The following is a 7,400-nucleotide window of genomic DNA, read 5'->3' on the forward strand; positions in this document are numbered from 1 at the left end:
ATAGAGTTCGAAAACTCTCTAAAAAAAGTGTCCTGTTGGACTTGACCAGTACATGCCACTTCTAATCTGTTTTTCATAAAAGTCAACCAAGTTGAATGGTTAAATTTATCATTATATTGAAAACCATCATTTTCTGTGTTGTATGGCGGGTCAATATAGATAAGATTAATAGCTCCCATAAACTTATTTTTCAAAGTATGCAAAGCTAATAGGTTGTTACCTTTTATGATTAAATTATCATTTCTTTGCAACTGAAAATCTCTATTTTCACCACCTGTTTCATACTTGATAAAGTTCTGTAGTGCTTTTGGCGCAAGAAGAGTATCTACTTGCTCTGGTGCAAGAGTTTCATTCCAAAATATTTCACTTCTTTTCTGTTCTTCTTTAGTTTGACCACCTTCAAGAACACAGTCTTTGTACGGCCAAGATAAAACTACATCACCAGATTCATTTAGGTAGTGACTGTCTACAGAAAGACCAATCTTGTTTTTGAACTGAGTGAAACTGTCAGGAAGGAATGATTTGTTGTTTACAAAACGTTGAAAAGCCACTTTGTCGAAAATCAACATACCATCAACATCTTGGAAGAAATGACCTTTCAACTGCTCATCAGACAAGAGCAGTTTCAGTAGAGAAGGATCAAGGTTCAAAGCCAGTTCAACGATTTTGTTCTTAGCAAGCTTGCCGTCTATAACAAGTCTTTCATCTGATTGTAGGGCGTTAGTTAGAATTCTTATGATAGGTAACATTTTGTTTTCTTTATTTTTATGCCAAAAGACAAGTTTGAAAAATTTGGCGGATTATACTAGACAATGAGATGAAAATCATTATGTTAAAATGGTCCCTTCCTGCACTAAAAGTACACTTGCAACCTCTTACACAAAAGTAGCATTGCCTAGCCCTCTTAAAGTCAGATTAAATTGAATAGGATAAATACAAGCCCCTAAGTTTTGCTGGGGACTTGGTTTAAGTGATTTCGAGGTATTTCCGATTAACAAATGACAGCGTGCCGATATGAACGCCGCCATTCTAGTATGATACTTTAATACTTAGTATGACACTTTATTACTTGGTATGATACTTTATTACTCTCTCACACAAACTGTAGGAGAGGAATAAAGTTTCATACTAAGCAGTCAAGTAACCCTGTTTGTACCGTTTTAAATGATACTCACCCAGAAATAAAGATTCATACTAATTCCTACTACAAAGTCTGAGTCACGCTACAACTGAGTAATAAAGTATCATACTGGTTGTCTTGGGCATCCACATAAACGTGTTATAGGTTTAGCTAAATTAGTAAATCACGGATTACTTTTAGTATCGAAAACACACATATCACGGGCCAGAAGTTCTCACATCGCATTAAGGTATGAGCAACGCCACCACGAAATTCAACCATACCACCATAAACACCGCACTCAAAGATACAATGAAAAACGCCATGCGTTGGGAATCACTCTTAAATACTTGTTAGCTAGCAACTGCTAGTGAAAATATTTTCCTTATTTTCAGGAAAATTTTAGTCAATAAAATCAATAATTTAATAATAGATGCAGTGGAAATAATATTTTAAAGGCTTGATTCCCTCTAAATTAAGGCATAGGGTATTGGCATGAAATAAAAATCTGAAAGTAGGTAGATACAAATGTCTCCATTTGATCCAAGTAACACTCAACAACAAGTGACAAGCTCATACGTTGCAGAACAAGAACAAAAACAGACCATTGATCGTAACACGTATGCAACAGCCAAAGCTGCGCATATAAACACTAAGAAAGCGACTGAAACATTGAGTAAAACAATGCTTAATCACTTTGAGAGTGTTGGTGGTACAACTCAGCAAGAAATGACTGCTGCTTTAGCTCAATTAACAAATGCGCGTGCCCAAATGAAATCTGTTGTGGATAGGCTAGCACAACACTCACACGGCTCATTAGACGCGAGTAGCTGCAGAGATAACATGGAGTCACTCAAGGCTCAAGGTTTCACTCAGAAAGAAATAGCGGAAAGCTACAACTGTTCTCAAACTTATGTATCAAACGTACTAAATAAAAAGATTTAATTTTTACGAGGTCAATAATGAACGATTCAACACACTCTCAAAAAGTCGACTTTAACTCATGGCTGGCTGATACGCTTCAAAAAGCCCATGATATAGGTTTCGCATCAGGCTTTGATAAAGGCACAGCATTTGGTTATGCACTTGCTATGGAAAACACAAAAACTGCTGTTTCAGATGGCCTGCGTCATGGTTCTTCCGAGTGTGGGAAGAACATGCGATCTCGCCGTAAGAACTAAATATGAGACGAGGCCAGCTCTTGTGACCTCGTAATTTAACTTTGTTAGCTGATGCTTATGTGCAGCAAGCTGCCGTATGATCCCCTTTAGAATCGCCACCTAATCCACCACTAAAACTAAACCCACATCAACATAACCCCTACATTTCAGTAGATTATCAAGCGACTAAATCAAACATGCGTCGCAATATGATGCGCATTGCCACCTATCCATCAGGCAGCGATTGGTAAGGGCTGATAGTGGTAGCCACTTTCCGATTACAATATCTGATACAAACTTGTGAAGTTACCCCGCCGACAGTGATCTGGCGAAACTTATTTCGGGGCATTTTCGATTTGGAAATGGCAGCGTAACTATGTGAGCGCTGCCATTTTAGTATGATACTTTAATACTCAGTATGAGTCTTTATTACTTGGTATGATTCTTTATTACTCTCCCACACAAACATCGGGAGAGGATTCATGCCCTACTCCACTGTCACTGATTTGGCTAAGTTACGTGGCTGATCGACATCTGTACCTTTGATCAAGGCAACGTAGTACGAAAGTAGCTGTAGTGGCAAGGTATAAACGATTGGAGCAATAAACTCATCGCAATGAGGCACGTTGAGTACTTTCATCGTATCATCACTTTCAAATGACGCTTTATCATCCGCAAATACGTACATCAGACCGCCACGTGCACGCACTTCTTCTACATTGGATTTAAGCTTCTCCAACAGCTCGTTGTTAGGCGCAACAACGATAACAGGCATTTCAGCATCAATAAGTGCTAATGGTCCGTGTTTAAGCTCACCAGCAGCATAAGCTTCAGCATGAATATAAGAAATTTCTTTTAGCTTTAACGCGCCTTCCATTGCAATTGCTGATTGCTCTCCGCGCCCCAAAAATAAAGAGTGATGTTTATCGGCAAAATCTTCCGCTAGAGCTTCGATAGACTCAGCCATCGCCAGTGTTTGCTCAAGTTTAGCTGGCAGTGATTGAAGTGCCGAAACCAGTTTCGCTTCCTTTTCTGCCCCCATAGCATTGTGGTGGCCAATAGCACCCGCAAGCATAAGTAAGCCTGCAAGCTGCACAGTGAAAGCTTTAGTAGAAGCGACACCAATTTCTGCCCCTGCCTTCATCATATACGCCATATCAGATTCACGTACTAGTGAAGAGCCGGGTACATTACAAATGGTCAGACTCGCCATATAACCCATTTCTTTGGCAAGGCGCAGAGCGGCAAGTGTGTCAGCAGTCTCACCAGATTGAGAAATCGTGACCAACAAAGAATTTTCAAACACATGAGACTTTCTGTAGCGAAACTCTGAGGCAATCTCAACGTTACAAGAGACACCAGCCCATTCCTCAAGCCAGTAACGGGCTACTAGACCTGCATGATAACTGGTGCCACAGGCAATAATTTGTACATGTTTAACTTGGCTTAAAAGCTGATGTGCATTATCACCAAACGCTGATGCAACCACTTGGCCATTAGCAAGGCGTCCTTCTAAGGTGCGTTGAAGTGCCACTGGCTGCTCATGTATCTCTTTTAACATGTAGTGGCGGTATTCACCTTTATCACCAGTATCATGTGACACTTCGGTTTCTTTTACTTCCCGTTTAACACTCTCACCACTTGCATTAAACACGCTGACTTCACGGCGGGTGATCTCAGCAACATCGCCTTCTTCGAGGAACATGAAGCGGCGAGTCACATTCAAAAGTGCGAGCTGGTCAGACGCTAGGAAGTTCTCTCCCACACCAAAGCCAATCACAATAGGACTACCAGAGCGCGCCACCACAATACGAGAAGGATCTTTGCGATCCATCGCTACTGTACCGTAGGCTCCTTCCAACTGTTTTGCGGTGTTTTGCACCGCTTCAACTAACGTATTTGCTGTGCGCAGTTCCCACTCAACCAAATGAGCAATGACTTCAGTATCCGTTTGTGACTCAAACTGATAACCACGAGATTTGAGTAGCTCGCGCAGCTCCTCATGGTTTTCAATAATACCATTGTGAACAACCGTGATATCACCTGACATGTGGGGATGAGCATTTATTTCAGAAGGTTCTCCATGTGTAGCCCATCTGGTATGAGCAATACCCGTTCCGCCCACAACCTTGGCTTCATTAACGGCATCAGCCAACTCTTGAACTTTTCCTAACCTTCTAATACGAGTAAGATTCGACTCTGTGTCGACAATTGCTACACCCGCTGAATCATAGCCACGGTATTCAAGACGACGAAGGCCCTCTACTAATATTTCTGCTACATCTCGTTGTGCTACTGCACCGACGATTCCACACATAAGTAACTCCAATTAATTCATTCTGACAACCAGCAATCAAGCTGGCTTTATAATTAAAGGCTCGACAAACTTTAAGCTAAGTCGCCACTAGCCTGTTATTCTTAAGCACAAAGTACTTTAACGCCTTGAGACTCAATATTTAGTTTCAACTCAGGGGCTAAATCTTTGTTGGTAATGAGGATATCGATAGAATCCCAAGACAACTCTAAATTAGGAATTTTCCGGCCAATCTTTTCAGACTCGACCATAACAATCACTTCACGAGACACCTCAGCCATCACTTTGCTAAGGCCAACCAACTCGTTAAATGTGGTGGTACCACGCTCGATATCCACGCCGTCTGCACCAATAAATAACTGGTCAAAGTCATAAGATCGTAGTACTGACTCAGCAACTTGTCCTTGAAAAGACTCAGAATGTGAGTCCCAAGTCCCTCCAGTCATCAGTAAAGTAGGCTCATTTTCTAGTTCATTAAGCGCATTAGCCACGTGTAATGAATTCGTCATCACAACAAGGCCACGCATTCCATCAAGCTGCTTAATTAATGATGCTGTCGTACTACCACTATCGATAACAATTCGGTTGTGATCGCGAATTAACTTCACTGCGGCTTGTGCTAACTCATTCTTACGAATCGAAACATTCTTGCTTAGCTCATCGTTGACGACTTCTTTAGGCAAAGCAATTGCGCCACCATAGCGACGTAGAAGCTGGCCATTTTTTTCTAAAGAGGCCAAGTCCTTCCTAATCGTTACTTCAGATGTTTCAAACTGAGTAGATAGTGCTTCAACACTGACTTCTCCTTGCTCATTCACCAAGTGAGAAATCGCATGTCTTCTTAGTTGAGTATTTCGTTTCGACATTTAACTTGCATCATTAAGTTTCAAATCGAAACCAATTATAGTTAATTCGAAAGAAATAAGTCTATTTATTTTTAGCTAAAAAATAAAAAATAGCACCAAAAGCTTGTCCTAAGACAATTGTTAAGCAGTGATATTGCAATAAATCAGTGGTAGAATTCGCCACCGAAAAGAAAAAAAATTACAGAATTGAACGTTAGTTTTATGTGACGATTCACATATGTTTTGAGGTAATGCGGAATTCGGCGTGTATTACCACAGAAGTTTGGTCATAAAATGACTAAACAAGTTGAAAGACTTTCAGTTCTATAGTCGACGATAACATTGATGTGCTCTAAATATTTAGAAGGCTACTTAGGCCAAGTAGACATCCTCGACTTTAACCAGATAAACGAAATTTCAAATTGTAACTATTACTGACCGGAGAATATCTTCCATGAAAAAGACCAAAATCGTATGTACGATTGGCCCCAAAACTGAATCAGTAGAGAAACTCACTGAGCTAGTCAATGCGGGTATGAATGTCATGCGCCTAAACTTCTCTCACGGAGATTACCAAGAGCATGGCACTCGTATTGCCAACTTCCGTAAAGTAATGGAAAACTCTGGTAAACAGCTGGCTATCCTACTGGATACTAAAGGGCCAGAAATCCGTACCATAAAACTAGAAGATGGTGCAGATGTTGACTTAACCGCAGGTCAAGAGTTTACCTTCACCACTGACACCTCTGTCATTGGTAACAAAAACCAAGTCGCGGTAACTTACTCTGGTTTTGCAGCCGACCTTAGCGTAGGTAATACTATCTTGGTCGATGATGGCTTGATAGAGATGGAAGTCATTGCCACAACAGCAACTGAAGTGAAGTGTAAAGTACTTAACAATGGTGCTCTGGGCGAAAACAAAGGCGTTAACTTACCGGGCGTTTCTGTCAACCTGCCAGCATTGTCTGAAAAAGATAAAAATGACCTTAAGTTTGGCTGCGAGCAAGGTGTTGACTTCGTTGCGGCATCATTCATTCGTAAAGCCTCTGATGTCAAAGAAATTCGCGCTGTATTAGCCGAGCATGACGGTGAAGATATTCACATTATTTCTAAGATTGAAAACCAAGAAGGTGTCGATAACTTTGACGATATTCTTGAGCAATCTGACGGCATCATGGTTGCGCGCGGTGATTTAGGCGTTGAGATCCCAGCTGAAGAAGTGATCTTCGCACAAAAGATGATGATCGAGAAATGTAATCGTGCCCGTAAGATGGTAATTACCGCAACTCAAATGCTGGACTCTATGATCCACAATCCTCGTCCAACTCGCGCAGAAGCTGGAGACGTTGCAAACGCGGTAATGGACGGCACTGACGCTGTGATGCTATCTGGTGAAACAGCCAAAGGTAAATACCCTGTTGAAGCAGTAACCATTATGGCTCAAATCGCGAACCGCACTGATGCAGCTCTAAAAGCAGAGCTAGGTTCTCGTTTAGATAGCCCTCGTCTTCGTATCACAGAAGCAGTATGTAAAGGAGCTGTGGATACAGCAGAAAAACTTGCCGCACCGCTTATCGTTGTTGCAACAGAAGGCGGCAAGTCTGCGCGTTCAGTTCGTAAATACTTCCCAACTGCGAACATTCTAGCCTTAACTAATAATCCCAAAACTGCTGCTCAGTTAGTGTTAACTAAAGGTGTTAGACCTGTATTAGTTGAGTCAATTAGCAGCACTGATGCTTTCTATGTACTAGGTAAAGAGCTAGCTCTTGAGTCTGGCTTAGGCAGCAAAGGTGATATTGTCGTTATGGTTTCAGGTGCTCTAGTCGCATCTGGTACAACAAATACAGCATCGGTACACGTTTTGTAATCACTAGTTACAAACTCATTATCGCTAAAAGGGGGCTATCGCCCTAATGCCGTTCACTTAAGGTGAGCGGCATTGTTTTTTCTGGGGTATCGGC

Annotated in this window: 6 protein-coding genes; 3 read left to right on the forward strand and 3 right to left on the reverse strand. The window is 41.3% G+C overall.

Annotation, left to right across the window (positions count from 1 at the left end):
* Positions 1-749, reverse strand: a 749-nt coding sequence (locus AAFM34_RS19700) for a site-specific DNA-methyltransferase (RefSeq protein ID WP_341665777.1), incomplete at its 3' end; no start/stop codon positions are given.
* Between the two features lie 899 nt (positions 750-1,648).
* On the opposite strand from AAFM34_RS19700, the gene AAFM34_RS19705 reads away from it, so the two are divergent.
* Together AAFM34_RS19705 and AAFM34_RS19710 are read left to right on the forward strand one after the other, a co-directional pair.
* Positions 1,649-2,065 (forward strand): hypothetical protein, encoded by a 417-nt coding sequence (locus AAFM34_RS19705; protein ID WP_341665779.1) that lies wholly within the window; start codon positions 1,649-1,651, stop codon positions 2,063-2,065.
* Positions 2,066-2,082: 17 nt separating this feature from the next.
* Positions 2,083-2,301 (forward strand): hypothetical protein, encoded by a 219-nt coding sequence (locus AAFM34_RS19710; protein WP_341665781.1) that lies wholly within the window; start codon positions 2,083-2,085, stop codon positions 2,299-2,301.
* A 466-nt stretch (positions 2,302-2,767) separates the two neighbouring features.
* On the opposite strand, the gene glmS is transcribed toward AAFM34_RS19710, so the two are convergent.
* Positions 2,768-4,597: a glutamine--fructose-6-phosphate transaminase (isomerizing) gene (gene glmS, locus AAFM34_RS19715; RefSeq protein WP_341665783.1), complete on the reverse strand. Its 1,830-nt coding sequence runs from the start codon at positions 4,595-4,597 to the stop codon at positions 2,768-2,770.
* Positions 4,598-4,698: 101 nt separating this feature from the next.
* Positions 4,699-5,460 carry a DeoR family transcriptional regulator gene (locus tag AAFM34_RS19720; protein WP_341665785.1) on the reverse strand — a complete coding sequence of 254 codons (762 nt, stop codon included), beginning with the start codon at positions 5,458-5,460 and terminating at the stop codon, positions 4,699-4,701.
* A 433-nt stretch (positions 5,461-5,893) separates the two neighbouring features.
* On the opposite strand from AAFM34_RS19720, the gene pykF reads away from it, so the two are divergent.
* Positions 5,894-7,306 (forward strand): pyruvate kinase PykF, encoded by a 1,413-nt coding sequence (gene pykF, locus AAFM34_RS19725; RefSeq protein ID WP_341665787.1) that lies wholly within the window; start codon positions 5,894-5,896, stop codon positions 7,304-7,306.
* The last annotated feature ends 94 nt before the right edge of the window (positions 7,307-7,400 follow it).

Source organism: Vibrio sp. (assembly GCF_038138445.1).
GTDB lineage: Bacteria > Pseudomonadota > Gammaproteobacteria > Enterobacterales > Vibrionaceae > Vibrio.

What these genes read in the sequence shown, in the direction of transcription:
- AAFM34_RS19705 (WP_341665779.1), top strand. Translation starts at nt 1,649, where the DNA reads ATGTCTCCATTTGATCCAAGTAACACTCAACAACAAGTGACAAGCTCA.
- AAFM34_RS19710 (WP_341665781.1), top strand. Translation starts at nt 2,083, where the DNA reads ATGAACGATTCAACACACTCTCAAAAAGTCGACTTTAACTCATGGCTG.
- glmS (WP_341665783.1), bottom strand. Translation starts at nt 4,597, where the DNA reads ATGTGTGGAATCGTCGGTGCAGTAGCACAACGAGATGTAGCAGAAATA.
- AAFM34_RS19720 (WP_341665785.1), bottom strand. Translation starts at nt 5,460, where the DNA reads ATGTCGAAACGAAATACTCAACTAAGAAGACATGCGATTTCTCACTTG.
- pykF (WP_341665787.1), top strand. Translation starts at nt 5,894, where the DNA reads ATGAAAAAGACCAAAATCGTATGTACGATTGGCCCCAAAACTGAATCA.